The sequence below is a fragment of the Bradyrhizobium sp. MI1.10 genome, from assembly GCF_055811035.1.
In genome coordinates this window covers 1-14541 of record NZ_JBVVPN010000083.1, presented here as the reverse complement: position 1 = coordinate 14541, position 14541 = coordinate 1, and the positions used below count along the sequence as shown (strand labels likewise).

Annotated in this window: 15 protein-coding genes and 4 pseudogenes; 8 read left to right on the top strand and 11 right to left on the bottom strand. The window is 60.3% G+C overall.

Annotated features, from left to right (window positions below):
* Positions 1 to 504, top strand: a 504-nt coding sequence (locus AC0L3K_RS38975; protein WP_473368054.1) for a TCP-1/cpn60 chaperonin family protein, incomplete at its 5' end; no start/stop codon positions are given.
* 99 nt (positions 505 to 603) lie between these two features.
* Here the strand turns inward: AC0L3K_RS38975 and AC0L3K_RS38970 are convergent.
* Positions 604 to 1041: pseudogene (locus AC0L3K_RS38970) on the bottom strand (transposase); the annotation flags it as partial.
* A gap of 408 nt (positions 1042 to 1449) precedes the next feature.
* Here AC0L3K_RS38970 and AC0L3K_RS38965 point away from each other — a divergent pair.
* On the top strand, positions 1450 to 1788 hold the full coding sequence (locus AC0L3K_RS38965) for a hypothetical protein (RefSeq protein ID WP_473357371.1): 339 nt from the start codon (positions 1450 to 1452) through the stop codon (positions 1786 to 1788).
* 111 nt (positions 1789 to 1899) lie between these two features.
* Here the strand turns inward: AC0L3K_RS38965 and AC0L3K_RS38960 are convergent, their stop codons facing one another.
* Positions 1900 to 2778: a protein-L-isoaspartate O-methyltransferase family protein gene (locus AC0L3K_RS38960; RefSeq protein ID WP_473368053.1), complete on the bottom strand. Its 879-nt coding sequence runs from the start codon at positions 2776 to 2778 to the stop codon at positions 1900 to 1902.
* A 114-nt stretch (positions 2779 to 2892) separates the two neighbouring features.
* Between AC0L3K_RS38960 and AC0L3K_RS38955 the strand changes: the two genes are divergently transcribed.
* Positions 2893 to 3399 carry an RNA polymerase sigma factor gene (locus tag AC0L3K_RS38955; RefSeq protein WP_219682289.1) on the top strand — a complete coding sequence of 169 codons (507 nt, stop codon included), beginning with the start codon at positions 2893 to 2895 and terminating at the stop codon, positions 3397 to 3399.
* A complete protein-coding gene (locus AC0L3K_RS38950) occupies positions 3399 to 3572 on the top strand; it encodes a hypothetical protein (protein ID WP_259219199.1) in 174 nt (57 codons plus the stop codon). Before AC0L3K_RS38955 ends, AC0L3K_RS38950 begins: the two co-directional genes overlap by 1 nt.
* Positions 3573 to 3698: 126 nt before the next feature.
* On the opposite strand, the gene AC0L3K_RS38945 is transcribed toward AC0L3K_RS38950, so the two are convergent.
* From AC0L3K_RS38945 to AC0L3K_RS38930, 4 genes and pseudogenes are all read right to left on the bottom strand, one after another.
* Entirely contained in the window at positions 3699 to 4628 is a 930-nt protein-coding gene (locus tag AC0L3K_RS38945) for a DUF2493 domain-containing protein (protein WP_259219198.1), read from the bottom strand.
* A 330-nt stretch (positions 4629 to 4958) separates the two neighbouring features.
* A pseudogene (locus AC0L3K_RS38940) lies at positions 4959 to 5681 on the bottom strand (DUF7146 domain-containing protein); the annotation flags it as partial.
* 5 nt (positions 5682 to 5686) lie between these two features.
* Positions 5687 to 6118 (bottom strand): type II toxin-antitoxin system VapC family toxin, encoded by a 432-nt coding sequence (locus tag AC0L3K_RS38935; RefSeq protein ID WP_219682287.1) that lies wholly within the window; start codon positions 6116 to 6118, stop codon positions 5687 to 5689.
* Positions 6115 to 6417: a hypothetical protein gene (locus AC0L3K_RS38930; RefSeq protein ID WP_219682286.1), complete on the bottom strand. Its 303-nt coding sequence runs from the start codon at positions 6415 to 6417 to the stop codon at positions 6115 to 6117. Before AC0L3K_RS38930 ends, AC0L3K_RS38935 begins: the two co-directional genes overlap by 4 nt.
* Before the next feature lie 520 nt (positions 6418 to 6937).
* Between AC0L3K_RS38930 and AC0L3K_RS38925 the strand changes: the two genes are divergently transcribed.
* Genes AC0L3K_RS38925 through AC0L3K_RS38915 form a run of 3 tightly spaced genes read left to right on the top strand, consistent with a single transcriptional unit; the run spans position 6938 to position 8603 of the window.
* A complete protein-coding gene (locus tag AC0L3K_RS38925; protein ID WP_259219197.1) occupies positions 6938 to 7534 on the top strand; it encodes a recombinase family protein in 597 nt (198 codons plus the stop codon).
* The gene (locus AC0L3K_RS38920) at positions 7519 to 7881 is read left to right on the top strand and encodes a recombinase family protein (protein ID WP_374762396.1); all 363 of its coding nucleotides are present in this window, start codon (positions 7519 to 7521) and stop codon (positions 7879 to 7881) included. Before AC0L3K_RS38925 ends, AC0L3K_RS38920 begins: the two co-directional genes overlap by 16 nt.
* 29 nt (positions 7882 to 7910) lie before the next feature.
* Entirely contained in the window at positions 7911 to 8603 is a 693-nt protein-coding gene (locus tag AC0L3K_RS38915) for a zinc ribbon domain-containing protein (protein WP_259219195.1), read from the top strand.
* A 71-nt stretch (positions 8604 to 8674) separates the two neighbouring features.
* On the opposite strand, the gene panC is transcribed toward AC0L3K_RS38915, so the two are convergent.
* The 3 genes from panC to AC0L3K_RS38900 all read right to left on the bottom strand — a co-directional run bounded on the left by panC (position 8675) and on the right by AC0L3K_RS38900 (position 11107).
* On the bottom strand, positions 8675 to 9526 hold the full coding sequence (panC, locus tag AC0L3K_RS38910; protein WP_473266262.1) for a pantoate--beta-alanine ligase: 852 nt from the start codon (positions 9524 to 9526) through the stop codon (positions 8675 to 8677).
* A gap of 14 nt (positions 9527 to 9540) precedes the next feature.
* Complete coding sequence (panB, locus tag AC0L3K_RS38905) at positions 9541 to 10413, bottom strand: 3-methyl-2-oxobutanoate hydroxymethyltransferase (protein ID WP_259219193.1); 873 nt, start codon at positions 10411 to 10413, stop codon at positions 9541 to 9543.
* Positions 10414 to 10834: 421 nt separating this feature from the next.
* Positions 10835 to 11107, bottom strand: coding sequence for a phosphoribosyl-dephospho-CoA transferase MdcG domain-containing protein (locus AC0L3K_RS38900; protein WP_374762394.1), 273 nt, complete (start codon positions 11105 to 11107; stop codon positions 10835 to 10837).
* 699 nt (positions 11108 to 11806) lie between these two features.
* Between AC0L3K_RS38900 and AC0L3K_RS38895 the strand changes: the two are divergent.
* Positions 11807 to 12396: pseudogene (locus AC0L3K_RS38895) on the top strand (IS5 family transposase); the annotation flags it as partial.
* A 206-nt stretch (positions 12397 to 12602) separates the two neighbouring features.
* Here AC0L3K_RS38895 and AC0L3K_RS38890 read toward each other — a convergent pair.
* Positions 12603 to 12944, bottom strand: coding sequence for a transposase DNA-binding-containing protein (locus AC0L3K_RS38890; protein ID WP_374762392.1), 342 nt, complete (start codon positions 12942 to 12944; stop codon positions 12603 to 12605).
* A gap of 211 nt (positions 12945 to 13155) precedes the next feature.
* Positions 13156 to 13889 (bottom strand): annotated as a pseudogene (locus tag AC0L3K_RS38885) (outer membrane protein).
* Positions 13890 to 14541 lie beyond the last annotated feature (652 nt).

The following is a 14541-nucleotide window of genomic DNA, read 5'->3' as shown; positions in this document are numbered from 1 at the left end:
CGCGTCGGCGGCGCGACCGAGGTCGAGGTGAAGGAGCGCAAGGATCGCGTTGATGACGCGATGCATGCGACCCGCGCGGCTGTGGAAGAGGGTATCGTCCCGGGCGGCGGCGTCGCCCTGCTCCGTGCTTCCGAGCAGCTCAGGGGGCTGCGCACCAAGAACGACGATCAAAAGACCGGCGTCGAGATCGTGCGCAAGGCACTGTCGGCTCCCGCCCGCCAGATCGCGATCAACGCCGGTGAAGACGGTTCCGTCATCGTTGGCAAGATCCTGGAGAAGGAGCAGTACGCCTATGGCTTCGACTCGCAGACGGGCGAGTATGGCAACCTGGTCACCAAGGGCATTATCGACCCGACCAAGGTCGTGCGCACCGCGATCCAGAACGCTGCCTCCGTGGCGGCGCTGCTGATCACTACCGAGGCCATGGTCGCCGAGCTGCCGAAGAAGAACACCGGCGCGCCCCCAATGCCTCCGGGCGGCGGCATGGGCGGCATGGACTTCTGATCCAACTTTGTCTGAAGTGAAATCCCCGGCAGAAAAATGCCGGGGTCTTTTTTTGCTTGCGCTTTTTCAAGTTCGTTACTCTGCCAGTATGAACAGACCATACCGAACGACGTTGCGTGCCCCGATGACAAGCAAGTGCCGGAGATAGGAATCGCCTTGCTTCGTTATGCGGCCGAGCCGGTCTTTCCCGCCGGTGGAGGTCAAGTTAGGCGCCAGGCCCAGCCAAGCCGCGAACTCTCGCCCGGAGCGGAACATGGTCGGGTCCGGCACGGTCGCGGCGAGGGCCGTGGCCGTTATGGGACCGATGCCGGGAATCGAGGACAGCAACTTCGCCATCGGATTTACTCTCTGAATGTCAGCCAGCTCACGCTCGATGGCCTCGGCCTGCCGGTCCAATTCCTTCAGTTGGTTCACAAGAACAGTCACTGCGATGCGGGCATGGGTCGGTAGCGTCAGCTCCTCATCGTTCAGCAAGTCCACCAGACCATCCACTCTTTGCCGGCCTTGCCCGATACCGAATTCAGCAAAATGAGCTCGGCTCCGGTCTCAGCCAAGGCTTGATCTTGGGGGGCCTGAGGTCGTCAGAGATGTAGTCGGTCGAAGGAGGGTATGGCGCAACAGTCGGCGAGACGGGGCCGGAAGAACCAGGTGTACTCATCGTGCCCAGAGCACGCGTTTATGATTTGGTTCCGGTCCGCGAACTCCCATACGGGCCCGCAGCTTCATCGCTGCACCATCAGAGGCCGGACAGATGGCAGCATCCGACTACGTGCCGATCTTCTTCAAAAATCGCTTGCATCTCGCGGGGCGTCCACAGATGAGTACGTGGCCTAATTTTCAAGCCAATTGACTTCATCTTGTCTCTCTCACGGCCTACGAGCCGCCTAATTTTTGCTCGTTTCAGGCTTGCACAAATTTATCAAACATTCGCGAGGAGAAGGGCGGATGAGCGGTAACACCGATCTCGAAAGCAAAGTCGTCGCTGCGATGCGACAATATCGCGGGGCCCTCACACGGGTGGAACATCTGGAACGAGAGGATTCCGACGCGCATCGAGCACTGACGCGCACGCTCGTCGATTTGCGTCATGCCATGCGAGGCGAAGCGGCGCCGAATCTCAAGGACAGCCTATTCGAGACCGGCGCGACAGTCGTTGCGCGGTCTGACGAAGCGCGAAACGCCCTGGTGGAGGCGACTGCGAAATTAGAGTTCGCCCGCCTAGCTTTGGCCGCCCTAGAACGGCAATTAGGATACATCCGTTTCGATGGGACGAATCACAAATAGACACCGGCGGCTTGTCTGAACGGACGACCTGTTTCAGAGAGTTGGATCGGGTGGCAAACAACTGATGCGCTCCAGCGTGAGAGTGTCTCACACTATCAAAACCCTTTCCGATCAATTCGGAGCGCCGGCATTCGCATCGACGGGCTCGCGTTCCAGCCAAAATCCGGCTCCTTGAAACCAGACCTTTTCTGCATCGTCGGAGCCGGGATCACCGACGTGCAGCGCGCGAATCGGAGCCTTGCCAGGCGGCAGGCCTTCGAGCGCGGCATGCAGACGTTTTCCAGCATTCTCGTCGCGTCCACCCATGCAAGGATAAACAGACACGGCACCAATCGAAGAGGCCTCGAACTGGTTTCGACGCCGGACCACATGGAGAAGAAAGCCCCTCCAGGATTCATCGGTCAGCGGCATCATAAGCCGGCCGCCTTCGGCAAGGCGATCGAGCCAGCGCCGGGATGGGTGGGTGGATCCGGCGAATGCGATGACCACATCGAGTTCGCCGACGTCCACCGTCCGGCCATCGCCCGAGATGACATCGACGTGCGGCCAGGTCGCGAGGTTCGCCCGGGCCTGCGAGGGCAGCATTGGGTCGGTTTCAACCGCCGTCACGCGACCAGTGGAGCCGACAATCTCGGCCAGTACCGCGGAATAGTACCCGGTCCCGGCGCCGACCTGGAGCACGCGTTCGCCCCGCGCGATGTCGAGATGCTCCAAGTTGCGCGCCCAGAAGCTGGGCATCCCATTGTTGAGATTGCGGCTCGCGTCGATCGTCACGAGAACGTCATGATAGACCCAGCGCGGGTCGGTATCGGGGGTCAGGAATGCGTCGCTGTACGGGTCCGAGATGATGCGCCACGGCCCAAGGCCCACGAATTGCTCGCGAGGAACAGACGCAAATGCCTCGATCACATGGGGGTTGCGCTGGACCGGGACTTTGTATCGCAGGTCTTCTGCATACCAGCGGCGCGCCGCTGCCAACGTGTCGTCCATGCACTGGGCTCGGTGAAGCGCATATATCGTGTGACCATGGAAACATTGACGATAGCTCCCAAAGCTGATGACCGGGGTGCCCACGCGGCTGATGTCGCGTCCGCCATCGATGCAATGTCCGACGTCGACCTCGTGCGACTAGAAGCTCTGGCGCGGCTGTGGAGCCGCGACTTGCCGGGAGGACTCGGCTGGAGCGACATCCTCCACGAAGCGATTGCACGCGCCCTCGACGGCTCGCGCCCCTGGCCGCCCGACGTCCCCATCCTGGCGTTCCTGTCGGGCGTCATGCGCAGCATCTGCAACGACCATTGGCGGCGTGCGCGGCTCGAGCAAAGGCTACTTGTGAGCCGCGATGATCCGGACCAGCGAAGCTGGTCCTGTGAGGAAGCCGATGAGGTGCCCGATCCTGAGCGGGTCCTTGCCGCCGCACAGACGCTGGCCAACGTCTATCGGCTGTTCGAAGCCGATCCGCTAGCGCTGAAGATCATCGCGGGCATGGCTGACGGCCTGGCGGTCAGGGAGATTTGCAGGGTCTACGATATGTCCGAGCTCGACTACGACACGACGCGACGGCGGATGCGACGCACCTTGCTGCGCCATCAACAGAACTGGAGCAAGTGATGACACGCTGGCACCCTGCTCTCGATTTGGCCCGCCTGCTCGACTCATTGAGCAAGGAAGTCCTCGCAGCGACCGATGAGGAGGTACGGCAGACCTCCGCTCTGCAAGGATGGACAATCGCCAACACCGCCCGCGTGGTCAGAGAAGTGATCAAGGCCGCGCACGGGACGTGAGTGGGAGCCTTAATCGAAATTGTGATCTGAGCGAGACTGATGCCAAGCGACGGCCGATGCGCGCGGGCCGCGGCTCGTTGCACAATCAGCGGCATTGAGCGAGCCGGAGGGAAGATGCGGCATCGCTCACGCGCCGCCGAATTTCCAGACCGGGATTCCGAGCTTCTTGGCCTTATCGGCGAGATTGTCTTGAATACCGGTGCCGGGGAAGTGCAACACGCCGATGGGTAGGGTCTCCAGCATCGCATCGTTGCGTTTGAACGGAGCGCCCTTGGCATGCTTCGTCCAGTCGGGCCTGAAGGCGATCTGCGAAACCTTGCGATTGTCGGCCCACTTGGCGGCGATCAGCTCGGCGCCCTTGGGCGATCCGCCGTGCAGCAGCACCATGTCCGCATGCTTGGCATGCACCTGGTCTAGTTTAGCCCAGATCAACCGGTGATCATTGAAGTCAAGTCCACCGGTCAGCGCCACCTTCGGTCCTGCAGGCAGAAGCACCTGGTTGTCGGCGCGCTTCTTCGCGGCGAGGAAATCGCGGCTGTCGATCATCGCCGAGGTCAGATTGCGGTGGTTGACCTTCGACCCGTTGCGCGGCCGCCAGGCGGAATGGGTGTGGCGTTCGAACTCGTCGGCGGCCTGGTCGCGCATCAGTTCGAAGGCGTTGCGTCGCTCGATCAGCGTCTGCCCTTCCGCCGTCAATCGCTCCAGCTCGACGGATTTGATCTCGCTGCCGTCCTGCTCCCGCTGCGAGCGCTGCTGCGCCAGCTCGTTGTCGTCGAGCTCGCGCTCGATCCTGTCGACGGCACGATGGAAGACGTTCGCCGTCGACCAGAGCAGGTCTTCGAGGTCCGGCTCAAGACGGGTATCGGACAGCGTCACCACCAGGGCATCGAAGATATCGGCGATGCTGCCGGCGAAGACTCGCCCTTCAGGGAGCTTCCGGGGATCGGGCTCATCGTGGAAGGGACAGTAGCCATAGAGCTGGAGTTCCTGGAGGACCTGATCGGTCGGGGATGAGCTTTGGTGCGGCTCGAAATCGTTGTCGTGGTCGGTAGTCATCGCGGCTTTCCCTCGTCGGATCGACCGCCCATCGCGGCCTTCATGGCGACGAAAGCGGCAGGCGGAACGGACTTGCACCCGCAGCGCAGCGGAGGGCCGCAGCCTTGGCGGAGGACCGAAGGGAGCCGACTATTTTGCCTCGCGGTGTAAAGGCGGCTCTGCCGCCGACGGAAAATAGTCGGCCCACGAGGTTGCCGGTCCGGACCGCTTGCCGCCCGATCGCCCTCTCAGAAGTCCGTGGGTGCGGTCCTCTCCGCCGCCGAGGGGAAGCAGGACCAACGGCCTCGTGGTATAACGAAGCGGCGCATCGCCCCTCGTCCCTCGTTCCGGCTATGCCGCCAGCTCCATAAAGCGTGCGACGTCCTGCGCCGCGATCTGCACGCGGCTCGTGGCCCGAAGGGCGTCAAATCCGAGCAGGCGAAGATCCTCGTTGAAGTCGCCAAGCCGTGGCGAGATCACGATCGCCTCGATCCCGGCCCCCTGCGCCCGGTCGATCAAGGTCGCCATGGCGCCGTCACCAGCAGGATCGTCGTCGCGGGCGATGTAGAGCCGGTGGAGCGTGTCCGGGAGAAGGATGGCGGAGAGATGCGCCGCCGAGAGGGCTGCGACCATCGGCATCGTCGGCAGGATGCTGCGGAGCGACAGCATCGTCTCGATGCCCTCGCCGGCTGCTATGACTTCATCAGCTACGCCAAATCGAACGGCGTGACCAAGCAGGTCGCCCATCGCCCGTTTCGGGGTGTCGATCCGCGCCTTGCCGAGCGTTTTCTCTCTGAAGCCGTCGGGGTCAAGCCAGGTGCGGTGCGCGCCGGTCAGGTGGCCGGAGAGATCGGTGACGGCGGCGATCATCGCCGGCCAGGTCTCGGTCGGACTGTGGTCGTCGGGCCTGTAGTAGCACCGCGGGTGAAAACGCAGACTTCCGGTTTCGTCCAAAGACGTAATGCCGCGATTGCGGAGATACGCTTCCCCCGCATCATTCGTGTTGGGCGGTCCGGCACATCGCATTATCGCGGCGATCGAGAAAGCGCCGTAAGCGGAAGCCGTAGTCTTTCGTTGCATCACGCCGGTCCACGCATCGGATTGATGATCTGGACGCCGGCAAAGTCTTTCTCGTTGTCTGTCACCACGCTGCAATCGTTCGCGCTGGCGACGGCAGCGACGATCATATCGAGCCCGCTGCGTGGCCGGCCGACGGCTCTTCCTTCCGCCATCAATTCCGCCCAGATGAGGGCCGCATTCTCGTCGAACGGCAGGATGCGATCCGCGAACAAAGCTCGAGGCCCCTCCGGACCAGAGAACCAGGCATCAAGCGCTGCGCGCTTTTTACCGCTCGGCTTCTCCAGGATGCCGCGCCGGACTTCCGCGATCGTAAGTGATGCGATGAACAGATCCTCATCTCGCTGTGCTGCCATCCAAGCCATTAGCGGCTCTGACGGCTGCGGCTTGACGGCGTTACTGATGATGTTGGTGTCGAGAAGATAGCGAGTCACAGATCGACCTGGCGCCCTTCTTGGCGCGGGCGCGTCAGGTCGAGATCGGCGCCGACAAGTGGTGAGCGACGCAATGCGTTCAAGATGCCTCCGGGCTTGGGGGGCTCGCCAGAAACGGCCTGTTGAACCGTGCGTCGGAGATTACCAGCTTCTGGCCCTTCCTCGCTCAGCTTACGCGCAAGCACTCTGATGAGGTCGCGATCGGTCTCGAGGGCTTGGAGTTCGAACCGCACAATGCCACGCTTCGTCAGCCGGGATCGGTAATTTTCGATCGCCCTTTTCTGTGCGCTCTTGCTCACTGATCACCTCCATATCTGGATATATAGCCGAATCTTCGGCTCGCTGCAAGGCCGCGGCTCTTGTAATCCCGAGCGCGGCACAGATAAAAAGAGGGCGGAGATGTGCGTCACGTCGCGATCAAGGAAATGGGCGGTTTGGACACGCCATCACGGAAATGTTTGCTGTACGCTCGGCTTTGCGCCAGCCCGATTTGCTACGCTTCTCATCTCGGATCAGCGCGCGACTACGATGCAACACACTGATATTACGAGAAGTTTTTCCTTGTCTTGGAAGTGTAACTCGCGATCTCCGGGCAATGGCGAGGACGCGGCGGTGGCGCGAGCGAGAGGAACGACAGCCGAAAAGCTTCGCGTGGTCGTCGATGCGGCGCCCGGAACCACGGTTGCATCCGTCGCGTCCAACCCTGATCCTCGCCTTCTCAATCTGGTGCGATTGCTCGCCCGGCAAGCCGCGCGGGATTTCGTTCGAGCCGAAACCAACAGCCGGAAGCATGACCGTCTCCCGGACTAAGGAGGCGTCATGAAGATCGCACTTTACGCCCGCTACTCGTCCGACAATCAGCGCGACGAATCGATTGAAGATCAGTTGCGGCTCTGCCGCCTCCACGCTGAGAAGCAAGGTTGGACAGTGGCCGACAGCTACACGGATCGAGCGATCTCCGGCGCATCGCTGCTTCGCCCTGGTATCCAGGAACTGATCAGTGACGCTATGCGCGGAAAGTTTGCGGTTGTGCTTGCCGAGGCGATGAACCGCCTCAGCCGCGATCAGGAAGATATTGCTGGGCTCTTTAAGCGCATGGCCTTCGCCGGGGTACGGATTGTCACCCTCTCGGAAGGAGACGTCACGCATCTCCACGTCGGACTGAAGGGCACGATGAACGCCCTTTTCTTGAAGGACTTGGCCGACAAGACGCGACGAGGCTTGCGCGGTCGCGTCGAGGGCGGAAAGTCCGGCGGCGGACTCTGCTTCGGTTATGATGTCGTCAAACAGTTCGCCGCAAATGGAGAGCTGCTCCGAGGTGACCGCACAATCAACGGAGCCGAAGCGGCTGTCGTTCGACGTATCTTCGCAGATTACCTGCCGGCAAGTCCTCGCGAACAATCGCTTTCGAGCTGAACCGCGACGGTGTGCCCGGACCACAGGGCGCTGAATGGGGACCATCGACCATTCACGGCAACCCAAAGCGCGGCGTTGGCATCCTCAACAACGAGCTCTATGTCGGCCGCCTCGTGTGGAATCGGCTTCGCTATCTCAAAGACCCGGATACCGCAAAGCGCGTTTCTCGGCTGAACCCCGAATCCGAATGGGTGATCCAAGAAGTCCCCGAGCTGCGCATTGTCGATCGGGAAAGATGGGATGCGGTCAAGGCGCGTCAGCAGACGCTCGCCTACGAGCAGTCAGCACCCGGCGAGAACAGGCTCAATGATCGCCGCCGGCCCAATACCTCTTCGCCGGCCTCGTGAAGTGCGGATGCTGCGCCGGCGGGTACACGATGATTTCGAAGCACCTGCTCGGCTGCGCAACGGCGCGCAACAAGGGAACGTGCAATAACCGCTTGAACATCCGGCGCGACGCGCTGGAGGCGTCCGTATTGAGCGGCCTCCGCACGCATCTCATGGAACCCGAATTGTTTAAGGAATTCTGCCAAGAGTTTACCCGGGAGGTTAATCGGCTGAGGATCGAGCGCGGAGCCGATATCGAGGCGCAAAGGCGCGAGCTCGAGCGGACTGAGCGCGAGTTGGATAAGGGGGTACAAGCTATCCTTGAGGGTGTACCGGGGGCAAAGTTGAAGGACAAGATTGGTGCTCTGGAAGAGCGCAAGGCCGAGTTGGTCGACCTCCTTGCGAACGCGGAGGAGCCGCCGCCCCTCCTCCATCCGAATATGGCGGAGATCTACCATCAACGCGTGGCCGCCCTGTACGAGAGCCTGCAAAGTGAAGGCGAGAGAGCCGAAGCAGCGGAGGTTTGCCGCACGTTGGTCGATCAGGTGACGCTCGTCCCCAATGGCGAAGAGCTGGCGATCATATTGCGCGGAGATCTGGCCGCGATCCTGCGCTTTGCGGCGGGCAAGAAAAACCCCGACTTCTTTTCGGAGGCCGGGGCTCTGGATGGCTTGCTATCGCAAGCATCAGTGGTTGCGGGGACCTGCACCGTCTCAAATCGCTGGGTTGGGCCCACGGCCTGAAAAGGTGAATCGGTCGGCCGATCCGTGGATTATAACGAGAAGATAGTTTATCGATTTGGTTCTGAATTGCGCTACGGAGTTGGTGGTCCCAGTAGGACGTTGTCAATCAGTCGGGTCGAACCAACGTAGGCTGCGACACAGAGCGCCGCCGGAAACCGCAGGGGACTCTCGGCGCGCTTGAGCGTGTCACCGTCGACAAGTTCAAGATATTGCAGCCGATCAACTGTCTCAAGTTGCCGCTCGGCGATCGCAATCAGCTTCTCCACCTCGCGCACTCCTGCGCGGAATTCTTCCGCCGCGGCGAACAGTCCACGACTGATGGCAACGGCTCGCCCACGTTCTTCCTTGCTGAGATACCGATTGCGGCTGCTCATCGCGAGCCCGTCCGGTTCCCGAACGGTTGGCACTGTGACGATCTTGATGGGAAGATTGAGATCTGTCGCCATGCGACGCACGACCGCGCATTGCTGAAAATCCTTTTGCCCGAAAAACACGACGGCCGGATGCACCATGTTGAACAGCTTGCACACGACGGTCGCCACGCCCCGAAAATGCCCAGGCCTGAAAGCCCCGCAGAGTGGTTTCGCCAGTTCGCCCGGCTCGACGAAGGTCTCGAATTGAGCCGGATAGACCTCCTGTGCACCCGGCGCGAACACAATCGCAACACCGGCATCGCGGCACAATTTTTCATCGCGCACGAAATCGCGAGGATAGCTGCTGAGATCCTCGTTTGGTCCGAACTGAGTCGGATTGACGAAAATGCTAACTACGGTGACATCGCATTGCGCTCGGCTCGCCTCGACCAGGGCCAGATGGCCATCGTGCAAATACCCCATTGTAGGCACTAACCCGACGCGTTTGCCCGCGCTGCAAGCCGCCCCGAGCTCACGACGAAGCTCAGCGACCGTGGTAATTGTCTGCATCGTTGCACCTTACATCAGGTTGGGTTGGGAGGAGCCCAGGTTGCGATAATGTGACTCAGGCTTTCAGGAAGCCGATAGCACTCCTGCGGCGCCGGGAACGCACCGGTGCGGACATCGGCAGCCCAGCGCGAGAGCGCCTCTTGTAACATCTGAAAACCATCTGCATAGGCGCGAACGAATTTGGGCCGATGACCTATGGTTAGCCCCAGCACGTCATGGAATACGAGCACTTGGCCCGAGCAGTCGGGACCCGCGCCGATTCCGATGGTTGGTATCGATAGCGATGCGGTCGCTCGCTGGGCTAGCTCGGCCGGAATGCCTTCAAGCACCAACGCGAAGCATCCGGCCTCCTGCAGACGGTGAGCGTCATCGAGCAGCCGTAAAGCGTCATCGGCGTTCCGGCCCTGCACCTTGAATCCGCCCATGACATTGACGCTTTGCGGGGTGAGGCCGAGATGGCCCATGACAGGAATTTCGCAATCGACCAAGGCACGCACCATTTCCACGCGTTTGGCCCCGCCCTCGAGTTTCACGGCATCTGCGCCTCGCTGCAGGAACCCTCCAGCGTTGCGTATCGTCTCCTCCGGACCAAGGTGAAAGCTAAGAAACGGCAGATCGGCCACGAGCAGGGCACGGGGCCTTGTGCGTGCAACAGCCTCCAGATGATGGTTCATCATTGCCATGCTGACCGGCAACGTGTTGTCGAATCCGAGACAGACATTGCCAACACTGTCGCCCACAAGAATGATGTCGACGATTGGGTCGGCGATGCCTGCCGTAACCGCATCATAGGCGGTGGTCATGGTGACACGCCGCCGCTCCTGCTTCCACCGCTGCAAGATTGGAATTGTGACCCGCTCAACTGACACTTCCGAAGCGTGGCTCATTTTTGATACGTTCCATCAACTAGGCGAACGGTAATCCGATGTTGCGAGCGACGCGGCTGAGTATTACGCGCATCCTGGGGACCATGCTTTCGTATGGAGGACAAGAGAAAACTGTCAACCGTGAAAGGAAGAAAGAAACATATGTCTCCAAGGTCGCGACCGAGTGCACAAACATTCCAATGGTCGCGCAACCACCAAGCAAGAACTTCCAAAATTCAAATTGTCATGTGGAAGCAGCTTGAGTCACGCCGCGCCTCAGGGCGCGCTGGGGCGGTCGGAGCCATTCCAGATGAGAGCGCACCGGACGACGCAGGGTGCCCTGATGTAGTCGTGCCGAAGCGCTGCGATTAGCTTATGCTCTTCCAGTGGCGGAAAGGTGAAGCTGTGGTCAGTCGGGGTCCGGGTCAGTGGTCCCGCGGACTCACGTCATGCTGTCGACACCGCCTTGACGCTTCTCCAGGAGTTCGTCTGTTTCCGCGGTTGTTGGCTCACGCCATTGCACGCTGCCCGCGCCACAGATGATCTCTTGGTCGAGCCGCATCAGCGCTTCGCGAGCGATGACGGCGATGTCAGAGCGCAGGGTGCTGGCCTGCTTGGTTGCCGCCACCCTGCAAAGCAGGTCGAGGTCCGACCAACCCGCAAATGAATGACCCGCGATCGCGTTCTTCTTCACGTAGCCGAGGCCATTCTCCATCTTGCTTTACGTGCGCGCCCGATACGCAGCGCGGGCGCGAGGACGGAAGCCCCAATGCTTCGCGAACGCAATGAGCTTGTCGTTAAATTGAACCGACCGGCTCACTGCGTCATGGCGCACCACGAGCGCGCGTGGGTTACCGCACAAAAACGCCACCCTTTCGTCAGCGCTGGCATCTACCGGATGTTGTAGTAGACGTGCGATCTGCATGGCACCCGCGACTAATGCACGCGGAGACGTCTTCTGGCTTGTGATTTTTTGCATTTGTCGCCGCCTGGATCATGGTCTGGTGCTGCAGGTCGGCTGCGGCGCGCAAGCGATGACATCGATTGTGCAAGAACCGACACAGCTGCGTGGCCGGCGCTGTTCGCATGGCCGGTCAAGGTCAGTCGTCGAACATTTTGAGGCTCTTGCCTATACTGAGATAGATCGGGACTTAGCGGCACGTTGCGGATATTTCACAGGGCCGTGCAGTGTCGTGCTTGGCGTATTCGAACGTTCGATGGATGCTGAATTTCCTTCAGTGCGGACTGGAGCTTGCAACATACTATGCCCCACCAACCCTAACCATGTTGCAGCAAAAGCAACGGCCCGATCAACCGGCGGCCGATCAAACCGCCTCCTCACCGCTCCGCCGATCGGTTGACCGCAGCCAACCATATTCACACTTGCTGTTTTCAATTTTCCTTCCACAGCAATGGCCCTTACACGACGATCTACAATCGCTTGATCGCTGGGCCAAGCGAGGACGATGTTGCGCAATCTTCGAAGCGCTGGCCAAGCCTGGCAAAGATGGGGTTGTGCTGTCGCTCGATTCGACCTCGATTAAAGCTCACCGGTGTGCCTCCGGCGGAAAAGGGGGGAGCACAATCAAGCAATCGGCCGCTCGCGCGCAGGCCGCACGACGAAACTCCATACGCTGAGCGATCCCTTTGCCAGCCGGTCGTCCTGCATCTGACGGCAGGCCAGGGTGCCGATATCGCAGCGGCTCCCGAAGTCCTGGCGCTCGCGCCACCTATCAGTGCGCTTTTCGCCGACAAAGTGTATGACGGCGACAAGCTTCGCGGCGAAATCATTCATCGCGGCGCGAAACCCGTAATCCCTAAAAAATCTGACCGTGTTGCCATCCAGCGCTTCAACAAATGCGCCTACAAAGGCCGAAACGTCTCGAACACTGCTTTTGCAGGCTCAAGGACTTGCGGCGCATCGCCCCGCGGTGCGACAAGCTCGGCCGGAATTTCTTGGCCGCTGCGCATCTTGCCGCTCTCGTCGAATATTGGCTCAATTGAACCTGGATCCTAGTCTTCTTGAGCGCGGCGGCCCTTGAATTTCTTCTGGGTCCGGAATTTGACGGCGGCCAGCCCAAGCGGAGCCCTTCAGTCGTCACCGCCAGGCTCGAGTGCATCAGGATGCCGCAAACCGCGTGCGACCTCAGGCAGCCCGCCTTGTCCCCGGCCGCTGTTTATGCTCTTCGTGATTCCGATCGGTCGGAGTTCTATCTTTGATAGCTGAACTCGGTCGTATCATGGAGCACTAGAACCGGACCGCCGGCGGCAATCGTGCGCTCACGCGCCGATTGAAAGTGGCCCGCCAGAATGTCCGCTTCGCTGACCCGGTCATTAGAGAAGAAGTGATAAGCTGCCTTGGTATTCGCCCAATTGGCAGACGAGCGGAATACTTTCTCCGATGGCGCTTCCAATCTGCGTGAGCAGCGGAATCTGTCGCCGAGCCGCGCGTCCCTAAACTGGCATCCACTAGTCTCGCGATCAATCCAACATTCACCGCCTAAAAATCGCAAACGGCCTTTTGCCGATCGATCCCTCAATGTGAGCCCCATAGAGCCCCCCTCGCGCATCAGGTGCTCAGCAAGGAATCACAATTGATTCTTCAAGGTTTTGCTGATCAGCGGATCAGCTCAAGCGGAGAAAGTTATGGGTAATTGAAAGCCGGTCAACCGCGCCAGTCGCGGCGCTCCGCGCCTGCCTGGCGCACCAAAATAGGCCCCGGCCCATAGGCCAAGGCCTTCGATCCACCTTTTGAACGATAGATCAGTATTTGAGAAGAATCGGGCCGCCAAACTTATAGTTGAGCCCTGCCGTCATAAGATCGAGATCCTGGCGGATGCGGTCGACCCCACCAGCGGGCTCGGTGAAGCCCACCATGGTTGGCCGCATGAACAGGTGTGCGTACTCGAATCCAATCGACCAATTGAGTGCGAAGCCGTACTCGAAACCGGCTGCCAACGCGCCGCCCCAAAGAACGTGCTTGCTTTCTCCAACCTAACTCGCCCGTCGTCCAGATGACCCGAAACGTATTGCTCGTCACCGCGGCGCCGCCTTTGGCGTAAAGCAGTACGTTGTCGAGGCATAACCGATCTGCCCCGTTACCAGGCCGAACGCATCAATCTTGGTCTGGTTGATATCCAAAAAAGCAACGCTGGGATTCCAACCAGTCAATGAGCCCAGTTCCCCTGGCCTTCAACACCAAGCACGATCGGGCCCGTCTGCCATCGATAGCCGATCTGCCCGCCCACGCTTCCGCTGGTGGCGTCATGGCAGCCCTCAGGCTTGCCACCATCGGAATCCCAGCAATTCGAGCTTGTACCAAAGCCGCCGTTCATACCGACGTTGTAGCCGCTCCAGTCGTAGATTGCAGCCGCGACAGGCCGCGGAGCATTGGTGTAGAGAGGCTTGGCGGGCTGCGCAGCCAGATCCGAGCCGAATGCGGGCACCAACGCGCCAAGCCCCACAATGCTCACAGTCGCAAGCAACAAGTTCTTCATTTCTACTCTCATCTCTTCAGTGCCCCGAGCCTCATGCGTCTCAACAACGTCCGCGCGAATTGCTGTAACTGCATCGCAACATTTGCGCTGAAAGAAATGCGTGAACCGAACGCTGCGTCAGGTTGCGGTGCAGATCATCTCCAACAGCGTCGCAATCCACCTTCGCGTGCGAGCATAGATAGCGGCCGCTGATTTCAGCGGAGTAAGCGCACGCAAGTCAGATCGTCGCAAGCCACACCGCAAGTGAGAAGAGTGAAGCGGTTTGCAAAACTCTTGCTCTTGTCCCGTGCCGCCACTAAAGACCCCGTTACGACCATGCTCGTGTTGCACCCACCGGCTCCGAGAGATCAGATGACTATTCGATTGAATCAATGTCCTGCAGGTGCTGACCCGTTCGTCGCAGATGCCGCTGTGTCCCGCGGTCGACCGAGCATGCGAAACACAACCTCCGCCCTCGGCGGATGAAGGATGCGGCCCCTTATTGGTTGAGCGAGCCGTTCTCCACCCGAGGCTTCCTACCACACCGCCAATGCCGAGATCGCCGATAACGCTTGCCGACCGGTGGTGGCCAGCGGCCGCGGTGTGTTCATCTTCTGAGCTGAAGTTCTGAGTCGATAAAGGACAGCGAGCATGTTCGTTTCATTCTTCCCTC